The following is a 14,494-nucleotide window of genomic DNA, read 5'->3' as shown; positions in this document are numbered from 1 at the left end:
AAGGCTGGCAGCTCGCCATCGGCAGCGCGCGATGGGTCGCAGAACTCGCGCTCGACGTGCCGTCCGCGCTCGCGGCGCGCGCCACGGCGCTGGAAGCCGAAGGCAACACGATTTCGTGGCTGATCGGGACGCAGTCCGGCGCAGAGTCGAACGAGAATACCGACGCAAAGCCCGACACCGTGCTCGCCCTGCTCGCATTCGGCGACACCGTGAAACCGACCGCGCGCGACGCCATCGCGCGTCTGAAGTCGATGGGCATCCGCAGCGTGCTCGTGACCGGCGACAACGCGGGCAGCGCGCACGCCGTCGCGGCCGAACTGGGCATCGACGAAGTCCACGCGCAGGTCCTGCCCGACGACAAGGCGCGCACGATCCGCGACCTCAAGATTCGCACCGGCGCGATCGTCGCGATGGCCGGCGACGGCATCAACGACGCGCCCGCGCTGGCCGCCGCCGACATCGGCATCGCCATGGCCACCGGCACCGACGTGGCGATGAACGCGGCCGGCGTCACGCTGATGCGCGGCGACCCGGCGCTCGTCGCCGCGGCAATCGACATCTCGCGGCGCACGTGGCGCAAGATCCAGCAGAACCTGTTCTGGGCGTTCATTTACAACCTGATCGGGATTCCGCTCGCCGCCTTCGGCCTGCTCAACCCGATGCTCGCGGGCGCGGCGATGGCGTTCTCCAGCGTCAGCGTCGTGACCAACGCGCTGCTGCTGCGCACCTGGCGCGACAAACGCTAAAGCGCCCTCTTTCGCACGAGCGCAGTTCAAACGCGTTGTTCAAACGCTGTTCAAACTAAGCGCGCGACGGCCACCGCCGTCGCGCGCTTTTTTTCGTCTCACGATTTCGCATTCCCCATTCCCATTTATTGCGCAGATCGGAATGCATTATTTTCGTGTGCGAAGTATCGGTCGCATCGAGCTAACGTTGCGCTAACGCGCGATTATTGCGATTCACGCCGAAAGCGCACGCGCGCCGCGAGCGTTATTCATCTGAGGATATAACGCAAAAATCGCTATTTAACGCGCATTTGCTTGCCTGTGCCGCGCGCTTCGTTGCATCGCCGCACATTTTTTCGCGCACCCCTCAAGGATTCACAAAGCTGGCCGTAATTCGTTTGCCAGCGCTTCGAAAGCGCCCGGTCCCTCCGCATTATTCTTTTCAGGAACCGCTTCAATGATTCCATCCGTCCAGCGACGCACGAGCGTCGGCGTGCGGCTCGCGCTACTTTCGTGCGTGCTCGTCGCCGCGATCTTCGCGGCCTTCACGTGGGCGCTCACGAACAGCGCCGCCAATCAGGTCGGCGACCAGGTGCGCGCGCGCATCGCCGAGAAAGACCATTCGGTCGCCTCGACGATCGCCCTCATCGACAGCGCACTCGACGCCGAAGTCGACCGCTCGATGTCGCTCTTCGCGAGCTTCCTGCCCGGCGAGTTCGCGCTCGATCCCACGCAGACCGTCGACATCAACGGCAAGGCCACGCCGACCTTCAAGGTCGGCGACCATGTGCTGAACCTCGACTTCTCGATCCCCGATCAATTCCTCGCACGCAGCGGCGCCATCGCGACCGTGTTCGCGCGCAGCGGCGACGACTTCGTGCGCGTGACGACCTCGCTCAAGAAGCAGGACGGCTCGCGCGCGATCGGCACGCTGCTCGACCGCAAAGGCCCGGCCTACGAGCCGATCCTCGGCGGACGCAGCTTCGCGGGCCTCGCGCAACTGTTCGGCAAGCAATACATCACCGAATACCGGCCGATCACGGACGCCGGCGGCAAGGTGATCGGCGCGCTGTTCGTGGGCGTCGACGTCGACAAGCAGATCGACGCGATCAAGTCGGAGATCGGCAAGCTCAAGCTCGGCCAGACCGGCTATTACTTCGTGCTGGACGCGTCGAACGGCGCCACGCGCGGCAATTTCATCGTGCATCCGGCCGACGCGGGCAAGCATTACGACGACGCCAACGCGCCCTACACGCGCATGCTCGAAGCCGGCGAAGGCACCTTCGAGTTCACGGGCGCGGACGCCTCGCTCGGCGAGCACGACGCGCGCGCGAAACTGGTCTCGTTCGTGAGCGCGCCGCAATGGCAATGGCTCGTGGGCGGCGTGGTGCCGCGCGACGAAATCATGGCCGAAGTGAACGCCACGCGTAACCGCTTCGCCGCGATCGGCTTCGTGCTCGTGGTGCTGTTCGCCGCGCTCTCGATCTACGCCGCGCGCCGCATGGTGAGCCAGCCGCTCGACGCCGCCGCGCACGCCGCCGGCCGACTCGCGGCGGGCGACCTCACGGTGCGCATCGGCGCGTCGCTCGATCCGCGCGGCGCGCAGTCGACGCACGCATCATCCGTATCATCCGCCTCGCTCGACGACGCGCAGACTCAGGGCGCGGACGAAATCGGCCGCCTCACGCGCGCGATCGACGGCATCGGCGTGGGCCTCGCGCAGATCGTCTCGCAGGTGCGCAGCGCGAGCGCGCAAATGAGCGACGGCACCTCGCGCATCGCCCAGGGCAGCGGCGAGATCGCCGAACGGATCGCGAGTCAGGCGAGCAGCCTCGAAGAAACGGCGGCGAGCATGGAAGAAATCACCTCGACCGTGCAGCAGAACGCCGACCACGCGCAACGCGCCAACACCGTGGTGACGGGCGCCGCCGAGGCCGCGCTCGAAGGCGGCCGCGCCGTCGAACGCGTGGTGGCGACGATGCAGGACATCAGCCGCGCCTCGCAGAAGATCGGCGACATCACGAGCGTGATCGACGGCATCGCGTTCCAGACCAACATCCTCGCGCTCAACGCCGCCGTGGAAGCGGCGCGCGCGGGCGAGCACGGCAAGGGCTTCGCCGTGGTGGCGAGCGAAGTGCGCGCGCTCGCGCAGCGCAGCGCGGCGGCCGCCAAGGAGATCGCCGAGCTGATCACCGAATCGACCTCGACCGTCGATACCGGCTACCGCATCGCGGGCGAAGCGAGCACAACGATGCGCGCGATCGTCACGCGCGTCGAAGAGGTGCGCTCGATCATCGCCGAGATCAGCGTGGCCTCGCGCGAACAGTCGGGCGGCATCGAGCAGGTGAACATCGCGGTCTCGCAGATCGGCGAGGCCACGCAGCAAAATGCCGTGCTGGTCGGCGACGCCGAGCGCGCCGCCGCCGCATTGTCCGAACAGGCCGCGACGCTCGCGGAACTCGTGAGCGTGTTCAAGGTGCGCGGCTAGGCAAAAGTTCGCGCGCTTCGGCGCGCGGGCCGCAACGAAAAAGCCGGATGGCGCATGGCGCGCCGCCCGGCTTTTTTTATTGGCTGCGAACGTGGCCGCAAAGCACACGGCTTCGCGCGCGGGTTTTAACGCACGATGGTCGCGCGGCTCGCGAGCGACTGCACGCGCTGGTTCACGGCGTTGTCCAGCGCCTCGGCCTTCAGTTGACGACGGATTTCGTCCTTCACTTCGGCGTAGCTCTGCACCTTCATCGGACGCTTGTCCTGCAACTTGACGACGACCCACGCGTTGTCCGACTTGACCGGTTGCGGCGCGACGCCGCCCACCTGCAATTGCGCGAGCGCCTGCGCGACATCCGTCGGCACGCCGCGCGTCTTGCCGTCGACCACGGGCGTCTTGAAGCTCACCCACGGCATCTGGCCGCCGTTCGCCTTCGACGGCGCCAGACTGACCTGCTTCGCCACGGCGTCGAACGTCTGCCCCGCCTTCAATTGCGCGATCGCGTTTTGCGCAGCGGCCTGATCGGCAACGACGATCAGCTGCGGCTTGAACTCGTACTGACCAAGCTCGGCGTTCACGGTGTCGTAACGCGCCTTGATCTGGCGCTCGGTCGGATCGGCAGCGCGCACGTTCGCTTCGAGCCACGCGCGGATCGCCACGTCGGTCTTCTCGGCCTCGGGCGCCTGAGCGACTTCGGGGCGCTTGTCGAAGTGATCGTGGACGGCTTGCTGACGCAGCAGTTCGCGGGCGATCAGACCGTCGCGCAGCGCCGCGCGCAGTTGCGGCGCGTCGGGTGCGCCGTTGGCGGTGACCTTGCGGACGGTTTCGTCGAGCGCGGATTGCGGAATGGCCACACCGTTGACGACGGCGACCGCACCGGCCGGCAGCGCCGCCGACTGCGACGTCGCGCTGGATTCGCCAGCCGCGTGGGTGAGCGTGGGCAGCATGGTGCTGACGGTCACGGAAGCGAATGCGGTCACGCACAGCGTGCGGATCAGGTAGGACATGCGGATCACTGCAGGGAACTCCAAGGTTTGAATGCGTGTGCGCTTCGCGGCGGAAGGCCAATCGAGGGAATCTAGCGGAAGTTCGCTTAGGAATACGTCAGCAATTGTCAAAGTATCGAAGTAGTCGCTCGGGATGTGACTTAGGTCAGCACAGGAATTGGGATGCTGAGGTGGCCTACTGAGTGTCCGTTGCGAGGAATCGCTGCCAGATCAACGGCCTGGCAAAGATGCAGACAGCTTGTCCACAGGGCTGCCAACAATTTCTGTGGACAAGATGGCGCCTGTTTTTGCGGCAGATGGCGGTGTGTGCCAAAACGGGGCATCGCGGGAAAAAGCGCTTGTGCTTCAGTGAGTTGGCGAACTCACCCAAAGGTTACTCACAGGGCTATCAACGAAAACTGTGGAAAACTTTGGGGTGCTGCAGAGAAGCAGCGCGTGGCACGCTGCAACCCAAAACTCAATATGCTGCCAACCCGGCAGCCATCATCGCGAAACACTCCACGCCGGATCGGCCGCAGGCACCGGACCATCGAGCGCAGCTTTGATATTGACGACGGACGCCCCAGAAGCCGCCAAACCCGCACGCGTCCCCGTGAGCGGCTGCCCTGTCGTTTTCATCAGATCGACCAGCGCATCCACCGACGCGTTAGCGCCAAACTTCTGCCGAAGCACCGCAAACGCCGCGGCCACTTGCGGCGACGCAAATGAGGTTCCCCACACGTAGAACGAACCGAGCCCCGCCCACGGAGCCAGCACGAAATCACCCGTCGACCTCTCCGCCGTACCGACTGGCGCGAACAGCGCGACCTTCTGCGAAATGTTCGTATAGTCGGTCGGCACCGTGGGATTGATGACGCCCGTCGCGCCCACGACGACCACATTGCTGCCGCACGTCCACGTCCCGGTACCGCCGTTCAGCGCGTCGTTGCCCGCCACCATCACCACTGCGACGTGCATCGCTTTGAGTTCGCCCGCAAGCTGGTCGATGCGGGCGCCGTCGCCGCCGGCCCCGCACGCCGACTGCCCAGCCACCGAACTGCCATTCGCGGAAATGTTGACGGCCGCGACAGGCGGTCTGGGCGTCGCCTTCATCAGCTGGACGACATAACTCAGCGCATCCACCACCGAATTGATCGGCCAGCCCGCATTGGCGATGGTGCCGGTTCCGCCGCCCACCTTGAGCGTGATGACCTGCGCGCCCGGCGCAACGCCCGTGTAGACGAAGCGCGTGCCATCGGCTTCGTTACGCGGAGTTTGCTGGCCGACCATGATCCCGGCCGTCGCGCTGCCGTGGTAGTAATGACAATACGGTGGCGTTTCGGAATTGGCGTCGTCGCGGCAGATGTTGTCCGGCGAGTCGGAGGGCAGCGATGAACCCGTCGCACTGCTAAACCAGTAGCCCGCCGACGGATCGCCCGGCAAGGGTCGCGTCACCCACGTTTGCGATTTGCACAAACTCCCCCAGTTCGTGCCGGTCTTCTGCCCAAAGCAGGCCTCGCTCAAGACCTTCGATTTCCCGCTTGCCGTCTTGAATACCGGGTTATCCGTGCGAAACGCGCCATCGATATCGACGACCACCCAACCGGTACCGTCCCAGGCTTTTCCGTCGCGATCGGTGTAGATGCCGCTCGTCGATCCGCCGAGGTTCCAGGGGATCGTCGCAGTAGACGGCCAACCCGTTGGCCAGGCGTGGGCGGCGAAGGTTGCCGTTGCGAGCGCGATAGCAACGACGCTGCGTCGGGCTGCGGATAAATCGGGATTTTTCACTGGAAGGGCCTCGGCTGATTTTATAGATTTCGACTTTCCCTGAAAGTCGACGCCGCACGATCTTGCAGACAACCCGTTGCGCGAACAACAAGAAATCTCCGAAAACGAATGCGGAATTGTCTGCACATTGAACGCCACGCGCATCGGACATCTCGCAATCCACCAGCCTGCGTCGGCATCCCAAAAAGAACGTGTCCGCCCGCACACAGCGCCCTTGCGCGCGATCAACCATCACGCAAAACCCACGCTCGCAATCACTCGATGCTGTTACCGTGCGCGCTCAATTTCGCCTGAGCGCCGGTTCGCCAACGCGCCAGGCGCCCGGCACCCCGCACCAGCCCGAGCACCGCTTCATGACGCCCGCCTCCCGGCCGCCTTTGCGCCACAAGATCGCCGCCCTCTACGCCTTCCTGCTGGCCCTGAACACGGGCGCGTGGCTGTGGGCCATCTGCGTCTTCCGCGATCATCCCGCGCTGCTCGGCACGAGCCTGCTGGCGTGGTCGCTCGGCCTGCGCCATGCGTTTGACGCCGATCACATCGCCGCCATCGACAACGTCACGCGCAAGCTCATGCAAGCCGGGCAGCGTCCGCTCGAAGTCGGCCTCGCGTTCTCGCTCGGTCATTCGACGATCGTTGTTCTCGCAACCATTGCAATCGCTGCCACGGCCGCCTCGCTGCAAGGCCCGCTCGAGCGCTTTCGCGACACCGGCGCGCTCATCGGCACCTGCGTCTCGGCGGCGTTTCTGTTCGCCATCGCACTGTTCAATCTGCTGATCCTGCGCTCGATTCTGCGCACCTATCGTCGCGTGCAGCGCGGCGATGCCTGGAACGAAGCCGATCTCGACGTGCTGCTCGCGGGCCGCGGCCTGATCGCGCGGCTGCTGCGCCCGCTCATGCGGCTCGTCACGCGCGGCTGGCACATGTATTTCCTCGGCTTCCTGTTCGGTCTGGGTTTCGACACCGCGAGCGAGATCGGCCTGCTCGGCATCGCCGCCGCGAGCGCCACGCAGAACCTGCCGATCTGGGCGATCCTCGTGTTCCCCGCGCTCTTCACGGCGGGCATGACGCTCGCCGACACCACCGACAGCCTGCTCATGCTGGGCGCCTACGGCTGGGCGCTCGACGACCCGCTGCGCAAGCTGCGCTACAACCTGTCGATGACTGCGCTCTCGGTCGTCGTGGCGATCGTCGTGGGCGGCATCGAAGCGCTCTCGCTGATCGGCCAGCGCCTCCATCTCGAAGGCGGTCTCTGGCGCGCCGTCGATACGCTCGGCGACCAGTTGGGCCTCGGCGGGTTCATCGTCGTCGGTTTGTTCGCCGCTGGCTGGATCGCGTCGATGGTGCGTTTTCGCGCCCGATCCGGCGCAGGCGCATCGCGCACGCCAGCCGGTCATTCCTGACGAATTCTGACAGTCCCGCATCTCGGCCTGCCGCTGAATACGCCCGCACGCATCGGAATTATCCGATAGCCAATCTGAATTGACTCCGGTCAAAACAAGATGGCCACCCAGGCCAGATCATTCCACTTTTTCGCAGCCCACAAGGTCCATCAAGGAGGCCATCTTGGAGACGTTCTACGACGCCATGCGCGCACAGGGTGTGACGCGGCGCAGCTTCCTGAAGTTCTGCAGCCTCACGGCCACCGCGCTCGGTCTCGGTTCGGCGTTCGTGCCCCGTATCGCGCACGCACTCGAAACCCGTCCGCGCACGCCGGTGATCTGGCTGCACGGGCTCGAATGCACCTGCTGCACCGAATCGTTCATCCGCAGCGCGCACCCGCTCGCGAAAGACGCGATTCTCTCCATGATCTCGCTCGACTACGACGACACGATCATGGCCGCCGCGGGTCACCAGGCCGAGGCGATCCTCGAAGACATCCGCACGAAGTACAAGGGCAACTACATCGTCGCCGTGGAAGGCAATCCGCCGCTCAACGAAGACGGCATGTTCTGCTTTCCCGGCGGCGAACCCTTCGTCGAAAAGCTCAAGCGCGTGAGCGCCGACGCCAAAGCCGTCATCGCGTGGGGCGCGTGCGCCTCGTGGGGCTGCGTGCAGGCGGCGAAGCCCAATCCCACGCGCGCCACGCCGATCGCCGACGTGATCCTCGACAAGCCCATCGTCAAGGTGCCGGGCTGCCCGCCCATTCCCGAAGTGATGGCCGCCGTGATCACCTACATGGTCACGTTCGACCGCCTGCCGCCGCTCGACCGCCAGGGCCGCCCGAAGATGTTCTACGGCCAGCGCATTCACGACAAATGCTACCGGCGTCCGCACTTCGACGCGGGCCAGTTCGTCGAAAGCTGGGACGACGAAGGCGCGCGCAAGGGCTACTGCCTCTACAAGATGGGCTGCAAGGGCCCGACCACCTACAACGCCTGCTCGACGGTGCGCTGGAACGACGGCGTGTCGTTCCCGATCCAGTCGGGCCACGGCTGTCTCGGCTGCTCGGAAAACGGCTTCTGGGACAAGGGCTCGTTCTACGACCGCGTGGTCGACATCAACCAGTTCGGCATCGAGCAGAACGCCGACCGCATCGGCATGAGCGTCGCCGGCGTGGCGGGCGCGGCCATCGCCGCGCATGCGGTCGTCAGCGCGATCAAGAGCACCGTGCTCAAGCGCACCGACCTCAAGCCGCTGCACGAGATCCACGACAACAATAACCATCAGGAGCCGCGGCAATGAGCTACGCAACCCAGGGCTTCACGCTCGACAACAGCGGCCGCCGCGTGATCGTCGATCCGGTCACGCGCATCGAAGGCCACATGCGCTGCGAAGTCAATCTCGACAGCAACAACGTCATCACCAACGCGGTCTCCACGGGCACGATGTGGCGCGGCCTCGAAGTGATCCTGCGCGGCCGCGATCCGCGCGACGCGTGGGCCTTCGTCGAGCGCATCTGCGGCGTCTGCACGGGCACGCACGCGCTCACGTCGGTGCGCGCGGTGGAGAACGCGCTCGGCATCGCGATTCCCGAGAATGCGAATCTCATCCGCAATCTCATGCAGGCCACGCTGTGGGTGCACGACCACCTCGTGCACTTCTATCACCTGCACGCGCTCGACTGGGTCGACGTGGTGAGCGCGCTCAACGCCGACCCGAAGCGCACGTCCGAACTCGCGCAGAGCATTTCCGACTGGCCGCTGTCCTCGCCGGGTTACTTCCGCGACCTGCAATCGCGGCTCAAACGTTTCGTCGATTCGGGCCAGCTCGGGCCGTTCCGCAACGGCTACTGGGGCCATCCGGCCTACAAGCTGCCGCCCGAAGCCAATCTGATGGCGGTCGCGCATTACCTCGAAGCGCTCGATTTCCAGAAGGAAATCGTCAAGGTGCATACGGTGTTCGGCGGCAAGAATCCGCATCCGAACTGGCTCGTCGGCGGCGTGCCCTGCGCGATCAATATCGACGACGTGGGCGCAGTCGGCGCGGTCAACATGGAGCGTCTGAATCTCGTCTCGCAGATCATCGACCGCACGATCGAATTCGTGCAGCAGGTGTATCTGCCCGACGTCGTCGCCATCGCCTCGTTCTACAAGGATTGGGCCGCGATCGGCGGCGGCATTTCGGGGCAGTCGGTGCTCTCGTACGGCGACTTCCCCGACCACGCCAACGACTACAGCGACAAGAACCTGCTGGTGCCGCGCGGCGCCGTGGTGAACGGCAACTTCAACGAGATCCTGCCCGTCGATCTGCACAACCCCGAGGAAGTGCAGGAGTTCGTCGCGCACTCGTGGTATCGCTATCCGGACGGCAAGCAGGGCCTGCATCCGTTCGAGGGCGTGACGGAGCCGCATTTCGAACTGGGCGGCGCGACCAAAGGCCATCGCACGAAGATCGAGCAGATCGACGAATCGGGCAAGTATTCGTGGATCAAGGCGCCGCGCTGGCGCGGTCACGCGATGGAAGTGGGTCCGCTCGCGCGCTATCTGATCGGTTATCACCAGAATCGCGCGGACATTCGCGAGCCGGTGGACGCGCTGCTCGCGAAGCTCGGCGCGCCGGTTTCCGCGCTCAATTCCACGCTCGGCCGCACGGCGGCGCGCGCGCTCGAAGCCGACTGGGCCGCCACGAAGATGAAGTACTTCTTCGACCGCCTGATCGGCAATCTCAAGGCCGGCGACACGGCCACCGCGAACGTCGACAAATGGGAGCCCGCGTCGTGGCCCGCGCAGGTCAAGGGCGTCGGTTTCACCGAAGCGCCGCGCGGCGCGCTCGGTCACTGGATCCAGATCCGCGACACGAAGATCGACAACTACCAGTGCATCGTCCCGACCACATGGAACGGCTCGCCGCGCGACGAGCAAGGCCAGATCGGCGCGTTCGAGGCCAGCCTCATGAACACGAAGATGGCGAAGCCCGACGAGCCGCTCGAAATCCTGCGCACGCTGCACAGCTTCGACCCGTGTCTCGCCTGCTCGACGCATGTGATCGGGCCGGCGGGCGAGGAACTCGTCAACGTTCAGGTGCGCTGAGGCGCGCAAGCGAGGTCGCAATGTCCAGGCAAAAGCAACTCAAGACCTACAGTTTCGACGGCAACGCGCCCGCCGAATTCGAAGGCAAGCGCGTCACGTCGGTCTACGTTTACCAGGCGCCCGTGCGGCTGTGGCACTGGCTCACCGTGCTCGCGGTGATCGTGCTGACCGGCACGGGCTTTCTGATCGGCAAGCCGGTTTTTCCCACGCTCTCGGGCGAGGCCAGCGCGCATTTCATGATGGGCTGGCTGCGCTTCGCGCACTTCACCGCGGGTTACGTGCTCGCCGTGGGGCTCGTGTTCCGCGTGTGCTGGGCGTTCTTCGGCAATCACTTCTCGCGCGAGATATTTCTCGTGCCGGTCTGGGATCCGCAGTGGTGGCGCGAACTGTTTTACGAGTTCCGCTGGTATCTGTTCCTCGCGCGTTATCCGAAGAAATACGTCGGCCACAACCCGCTCGGTCAACTCGCGATGTGCGGCTTTTTCATCGTCGCGGTGCTGATGTGCGTGAGCGGCTTCGCGCTCTATGGCGAAGGCCTCGGCACGAAGAGCTGGGCCTCGCACACGTTCGGCTGGGTCATCTCGCTCGTCGGCGGCAACAGTCTCGCGCTGCACAGCTGGCACCGTCTGGGCATGTGGAGCATCGTGCTGTTCGTGATGATCCACGTGTATGCGGCGATTCGCGAAGACATCATGTCGAAGCAAAGCATGATCTCGACGATGATCAGCGGCTTCCGCATGTTCAAGAACTGACATGCGCGACTCGATCTCTCATTCGCAAAGTGCGCCTCAAGCAGCGCCGCCGCACATCGTCGTACTCGGCATCGGCAACGTGCTGTGGGCCGACGAAGGCTTCGGCGTGCGCGCCGTCGAGGCGCTCAACGCGCAATACGCGTGCGCGCCGAACGTCGAACTCGTCGACGGCGGCACGCAAGGTCTCGCGCTGCTGCCGCTCGTGGAGTCGGCGCACAAGCTGATCGTGTTCGACGCGATCGACTTCGGTCTCGCGCCCGGCACGCTCGACGTGCGCGAGGGCGACGAGGTGCCCGTTTGCCTGCAGGCGCGCCGCATGAGCCTGCATCAGATGGGTTTCGCCGACGTGCTCGCCTGCGCGCAGCTCAAGGGCAACTATCCGCAGGAAATCGTGCTGATCGGCGTGCAGCCGGTCGAACTCGACGACTTCGGCGGCAGCCTGCGCGACGCCGTGAAAGCGCAGATCGCACCGGCTATCGCGCAAGCCTGTCGTTTCCTCGAACGCTGGCAGGCCGCGCCGCGCGCACGGCCGGCTTCCCCGGCTTTACCTTCCCGCGTCGAGCCGTTGAACGCGGCGAGCCTCGCGCTCGCGGCCTACGAAAACGGACGCCCGAGCGAGCGCCTCGCGAACCGCGACGGCGACACGCGCTTCTGGCGGCCACAGGAGAACGTCTGATGTGCCTGGGCATTCCCGCACGCATCGTCTGCGCCGAAGGTCTCGTCGCGCAGGCGGTCACGCGTCACGGCGCGTGCGCCGTCGACCTCGCGCTCACCGGCCAGCTGCCCGCGGGCGCGTGGGTGCTCACCTTCCTCGGCGCGGCGCGCGAAGTGATCGACGCCGACCGTGCGCGCGACATCGACGCGGCGCTCGACGCGCTCGAAGCCATCGCGCGCGGCGAGATCGACAGTACACAGGCGGCAGCGGGCCTCGACCGCTTTTTCGCCGATCTCGCGAACCGCGAGCCGTCTCTGCCCGCGCATCTGCGCACGCGCGCCGGTTCACCGGACACTTCGGACACCCCAACATGACGCTCGCTACGCTTTCCGGCGGCCCGACCCTCGACACGCTGCGCGAACGCCTCGCGCGCCACGGTTACGTGGAAGTCGACGAGCACACGCTCGACGGCGTGGCCGCGCGCGCCGCGCAACTCGTGCTGCTGCCGCTCGACAATCCCGCGCAGCGCCCCGAATTCGCCGACCTGCTCGTGATCCTGCCCGAACTGCTGCGTCAATTCGGCGACGACGCCTTCACGGTCGCCTACGCCAGCCCGCCCGCCTCCGTCGCGCTCGCGCGCCGCTTCGGCGTGCTGCGCCAGCCCGCGCTGGTGTTCCTGCACTTCGGCGCGCTCGCCGGCACGATCGAAGGTCTGCGCGACTGGCGCGAATACGTGCAGGCGTTCGCGCGACTGTGCGCCGCCGGCGCGACGACAGGCGTCACGGAAACCACGGGAGTCACGCGATGAACCGCGCCGATTTCATCCCCATCCTGCCGCTCGTGAGCGGCGCCGGCTCGCAGCCGCAGCAACCCGGCGACGAAGCCTGGTCCTGCCTGCCGCTGCCCGTCGAAGTCGAGACCTGGCGCGCGCCGGCGTTTCCCGAACCGGGCGAGCCGGGCGTCGCGGCCGTGCTGCATCTGCTGCGCGGCATGATCGACGCGCTCGAAAGCCTCGCGTCGCCGGACGAAGCCATCCGCTTTCCGCTCGACGCGCTCGACACCGACGCGCATCGCCTGCTCGCGCAGGTCTTCGGCGAAGGCGAAGTCTCGGCGCGCGTCGCATGCGACGACGGCGCGACCGTGCAGATTCAGGAAGCGCGCTACGCGGGCGTCTGGCGCGTGATCACGGTCGGCGCGCAAGGCGAGCGCATCGCCGACTACGTCGAGATCGCGCCCGCGCCGTCCGTCGTGTTCGAAGCGTCGGCGCGCGGCGCGGCGCACGCGGCCATTCCGCCCGTCGGCGAGGCCACGCTGATGAACGCGCCCTCGCTCGCCAGCGAAATCGCCGCCATCCACGCGCGCGCCGTGCAAACCGGCGGCGCGGGCCAGCACACCATCAATTTCAGCCTGCTGCCGGTCAGCCCCGACGATCTCGCGTGGCTCGAAGGCATGCTCGGCGAAGGGCGCGTCGGACTGTTCTCGACCGGCTACGGCAAGTGCATGGTGATGGCCACGGCGCTGCGCCACGTCTGGCGCGTGCGATATTTCGACGGCGCGAACAAGGTGCTGCTCGACACCGTCGAGATCACGCGTCTGCCCGAAGTCGTGCTCGCCGCACCCGACGATCTGCGCGATTCGTTGCAGCATCTGCGCGAGATCGTGCAATGGCTGGAGTCGCACTGATGTTCGAAGGCAGCTACCTCGGCAACAACGACGCGCTGCGTCCCGCCAGCCGTCTCGAATGCAAGATCTGCTGGTGGGTCTACGATCCCGCGCACGGCGATCCGGTCTGGGACATCGCGCCCGGCACGCCGTTCGCGGCCCTGCCCGCGCACTGGAAATGCCCCGTCTGCGACGGCGCGCGCGAGCAATTCATGGTGCTCGACGATGCACGCGCCTGACGTCGTTCGCAACGCCGCGGCCGATTCCGTGCACGATTCCGCGCACGATCCGTCGCGCCGCGTCGAAGCCGCGTTCGCGCAGATCGCCGCCACGCGCATGCGCGATCTGCCGTATCTGAATCCGCGCCTGGCAGTCGCGGCCGTGGGCTTTCGCGTCTGGCAGGCGAGCTGGATCGGCGTGCTGGTCACGCCGTGGGGCATCAATCTGCTGCAACTGCCAACGGACGACGCGCCGTTCGCGGCCTGGCGCGCGGCGGACGCCATCGACGTGACGCTGCCCGGCGCGACGCTCGCGTTCGTGCCCGCGCGGCTCGATGCGCTCGGCGAGTACCGGCAGTGCTCGCTGTTTTCGCCCGCGCAGCAATTCGCCGATCAGGCCAGCGCGCTCGCCACCGCGCATGAAGTGTTGCGTCTGCTGTTCGAGCCGGAAGCGTCGACCGATGCCACCGCCAGCGCGATTGCCACGCCCGCGCCGCCCGCCGACCCGCGCCGCCGCCGTTTGTTCGGACTCCGACCATGAACCGCAGCCACGTTCTCACACTGACACTGCGCGGCGACAGCAAATGGGTCCGCGACGTGAGCGCCGAATGGCAACCGCTGCCCGTCGAACGCCTGCTGATCGGCGCGCGCGTCGCCGAAGCGGAAGCGCTCGTGCCCGCCGCGCTCGCCTTGTGCCGCCATGCGCACTGCGCCGCGGCTCACTGGGCGCTCGCGGCCGCGCAACCGGGCC

At 66.3% G+C, this 14,494-nt stretch carries 14 protein-coding genes and 1 pseudogene; 13 read left to right on the top strand and 2 right to left on the bottom strand.

From position 1 onward, the window contains the following. Together G3N97_RS28285 and G3N97_RS28280 are read left to right on the top strand one after the other, a co-directional pair. Positions 1-746, top strand: a 746-nt coding sequence (locus tag G3N97_RS28285; protein ID WP_205996294.1) for an HAD-IC family P-type ATPase, incomplete at its 5' end; no start/stop codon positions are given. Between the two features lie 436 nt (positions 747-1,182). Continuing rightward, positions 1,183-3,213: a methyl-accepting chemotaxis protein gene (locus G3N97_RS28280; RefSeq protein ID WP_205996293.1), complete on the top strand. Its 2,031-nt coding sequence runs from the start codon at positions 1,183-1,185 to the stop codon at positions 3,211-3,213. 125 nt (positions 3,214-3,338) lie between these two features. On the opposite strand, the gene G3N97_RS28275 is transcribed toward G3N97_RS28280, so the two are convergent. Both G3N97_RS28275 and G3N97_RS28270 read right to left on the bottom strand, forming a co-directional pair. Next, the gene (locus G3N97_RS28275; protein WP_205996292.1) at positions 3,339-4,220 is read right to left on the bottom strand and encodes a peptidylprolyl isomerase; all 882 of its coding nucleotides are present in this window, start codon (positions 4,218-4,220) and stop codon (positions 3,339-3,341) included. 483 nt (positions 4,221-4,703) lie between these two features. Next, positions 4,704-6,131 (bottom strand): S8/S53 family peptidase, encoded by a 1,428-nt coding sequence (locus G3N97_RS28270; protein ID WP_205996291.1) that lies wholly within the window; start codon positions 6,129-6,131, stop codon positions 4,704-4,706. A 209-nt stretch (positions 6,132-6,340) separates the two neighbouring features. Between G3N97_RS28270 and G3N97_RS28265 the strand changes: the two genes are divergently transcribed. The 11 genes and pseudogenes from G3N97_RS28265 to G3N97_RS28220 all read left to right on the top strand — a co-directional run. Further along, positions 6,341-7,387, top strand: coding sequence for a HoxN/HupN/NixA family nickel/cobalt transporter (locus G3N97_RS28265; RefSeq protein WP_205996290.1), 1,047 nt, complete (start codon positions 6,341-6,343; stop codon positions 7,385-7,387). Positions 7,388-7,550: 163 nt separating this feature from the next. Then, on the top strand, positions 7,551-8,669 hold the full coding sequence (locus G3N97_RS28260; protein WP_074980979.1) for a hydrogenase small subunit: 1,119 nt from the start codon (positions 7,551-7,553) through the stop codon (positions 8,667-8,669). After that, positions 8,666-10,456: a nickel-dependent hydrogenase large subunit gene (locus G3N97_RS28255; RefSeq protein ID WP_205996289.1), complete on the top strand. Its 1,791-nt coding sequence runs from the start codon at positions 8,666-8,668 to the stop codon at positions 10,454-10,456. The genes G3N97_RS28260 and G3N97_RS28255 overlap by 4 nt, the downstream gene beginning before the upstream one ends. Positions 10,457-10,476: 20 nt before the next feature. Further along, complete coding sequence (gene cybH / locus G3N97_RS28250) at positions 10,477-11,208, top strand: Ni/Fe-hydrogenase, b-type cytochrome subunit (RefSeq protein ID WP_205996288.1); 732 nt, start codon at positions 10,477-10,479, stop codon at positions 11,206-11,208. Position 11,209: 1 nt separating this feature from the next. Beyond that, positions 11,210-11,884 carry a HyaD/HybD family hydrogenase maturation endopeptidase gene (locus G3N97_RS28245; protein ID WP_205996287.1) on the top strand — a complete coding sequence of 225 codons (675 nt, stop codon included), beginning with the start codon at positions 11,210-11,212 and terminating at the stop codon, positions 11,882-11,884. Beyond that, positions 11,884-12,237, top strand: coding sequence for a HypC/HybG/HupF family hydrogenase formation chaperone (locus G3N97_RS28240; protein ID WP_205996286.1), 354 nt, complete (start codon positions 11,884-11,886; stop codon positions 12,235-12,237). The genes G3N97_RS28245 and G3N97_RS28240 overlap by 1 nt, the downstream gene beginning before the upstream one ends. Next, positions 12,234-12,671, top strand: a complete 438-nt coding sequence (locus G3N97_RS28235; RefSeq protein WP_205996285.1) for a hydrogenase — start codon at positions 12,234-12,236, stop codon at positions 12,669-12,671. Before G3N97_RS28240 ends, G3N97_RS28235 begins: the two co-directional genes overlap by 4 nt. Next, the gene (locus tag G3N97_RS28230) at positions 12,668-13,546 is read left to right on the top strand and encodes a hydrogenase expression/formation protein (RefSeq protein ID WP_205996284.1); all 879 of its coding nucleotides are present in this window, start codon (positions 12,668-12,670) and stop codon (positions 13,544-13,546) included. Before G3N97_RS28235 ends, G3N97_RS28230 begins: the two co-directional genes overlap by 4 nt. Further along, positions 13,528-13,764 (top strand): rubredoxin, encoded by a 237-nt coding sequence (locus tag G3N97_RS39670; RefSeq protein ID WP_241030875.1) that lies wholly within the window; start codon positions 13,528-13,530, stop codon positions 13,762-13,764. The genes G3N97_RS28230 and G3N97_RS39670 overlap by 19 nt, the downstream gene beginning before the upstream one ends. Further along, positions 13,751-14,284 carry a [NiFe]-hydrogenase assembly chaperone HybE gene (gene hybE, locus G3N97_RS28225; RefSeq protein ID WP_241030874.1) on the top strand — a complete coding sequence of 178 codons (534 nt, stop codon included), beginning with the start codon at positions 13,751-13,753 and terminating at the stop codon, positions 14,282-14,284. Before G3N97_RS39670 ends, hybE begins: the two co-directional genes overlap by 14 nt. Further along, positions 14,281-14,494, top strand: a pseudogene (locus tag G3N97_RS28220) (HupK protein); the annotation flags it as partial. The gene hybE and the pseudogene G3N97_RS28220, both read left to right, overlap by 4 nt.

It is taken from the genome of Paraburkholderia sp. Ac-20347 (assembly GCF_017104805.1).
GTDB lineage: Bacteria > Pseudomonadota > Gammaproteobacteria > Burkholderiales > Burkholderiaceae > Paraburkholderia > Paraburkholderia tropica.
The sequence above is the reverse complement of the archived record's forward strand: the minus strand, read 5'-3'. Positions and strand labels throughout refer to the sequence as shown.

What these genes read in the sequence shown, in the direction of transcription:
- G3N97_RS28280 (WP_205996293.1), top strand. Translation starts at nt 1,183, where the DNA reads ATGATTCCATCCGTCCAGCGACGCACGAGCGTCGGCGTGCGGCTCGCG.
- G3N97_RS28275 (WP_205996292.1), bottom strand. Translation starts at nt 4,220, where the DNA reads ATGTCCTACCTGATCCGCACGCTGTGCGTGACCGCATTCGCTTCCGTG.
- G3N97_RS28270 (WP_205996291.1), bottom strand. Translation starts at nt 6,131, where the DNA reads ATGCGCGTGGCGTTCAATGTGCAGACAATTCCGCATTCGTTTTCGGAG.
- G3N97_RS28265 (WP_205996290.1), top strand. Translation starts at nt 6,341, where the DNA reads ATGACGCCCGCCTCCCGGCCGCCTTTGCGCCACAAGATCGCCGCCCTC.
- G3N97_RS28255 (WP_205996289.1), top strand. Translation starts at nt 8,666, where the DNA reads ATGAGCTACGCAACCCAGGGCTTCACGCTCGACAACAGCGGCCGCCGC.
- cybH (WP_205996288.1), top strand. Translation starts at nt 10,477, where the DNA reads ATGTCCAGGCAAAAGCAACTCAAGACCTACAGTTTCGACGGCAACGCG.
- G3N97_RS28245 (WP_205996287.1), top strand. Translation starts at nt 11,210, where the DNA reads ATGCGCGACTCGATCTCTCATTCGCAAAGTGCGCCTCAAGCAGCGCCG.
- G3N97_RS28240 (WP_205996286.1), top strand. Translation starts at nt 11,884, where the DNA reads ATGTGCCTGGGCATTCCCGCACGCATCGTCTGCGCCGAAGGTCTCGTC.
- G3N97_RS28235 (WP_205996285.1), top strand. Translation starts at nt 12,234, where the DNA reads ATGACGCTCGCTACGCTTTCCGGCGGCCCGACCCTCGACACGCTGCGC.
- G3N97_RS28230 (WP_205996284.1), top strand. Translation starts at nt 12,668, where the DNA reads ATGAACCGCGCCGATTTCATCCCCATCCTGCCGCTCGTGAGCGGCGCC.
- G3N97_RS39670 (WP_241030875.1), top strand. Translation starts at nt 13,528, where the DNA reads ATGGCTGGAGTCGCACTGATGTTCGAAGGCAGCTACCTCGGCAACAAC.
- hybE (WP_241030874.1), top strand. Translation starts at nt 13,751, where the DNA reads ATGCACGCGCCTGACGTCGTTCGCAACGCCGCGGCCGATTCCGTGCAC.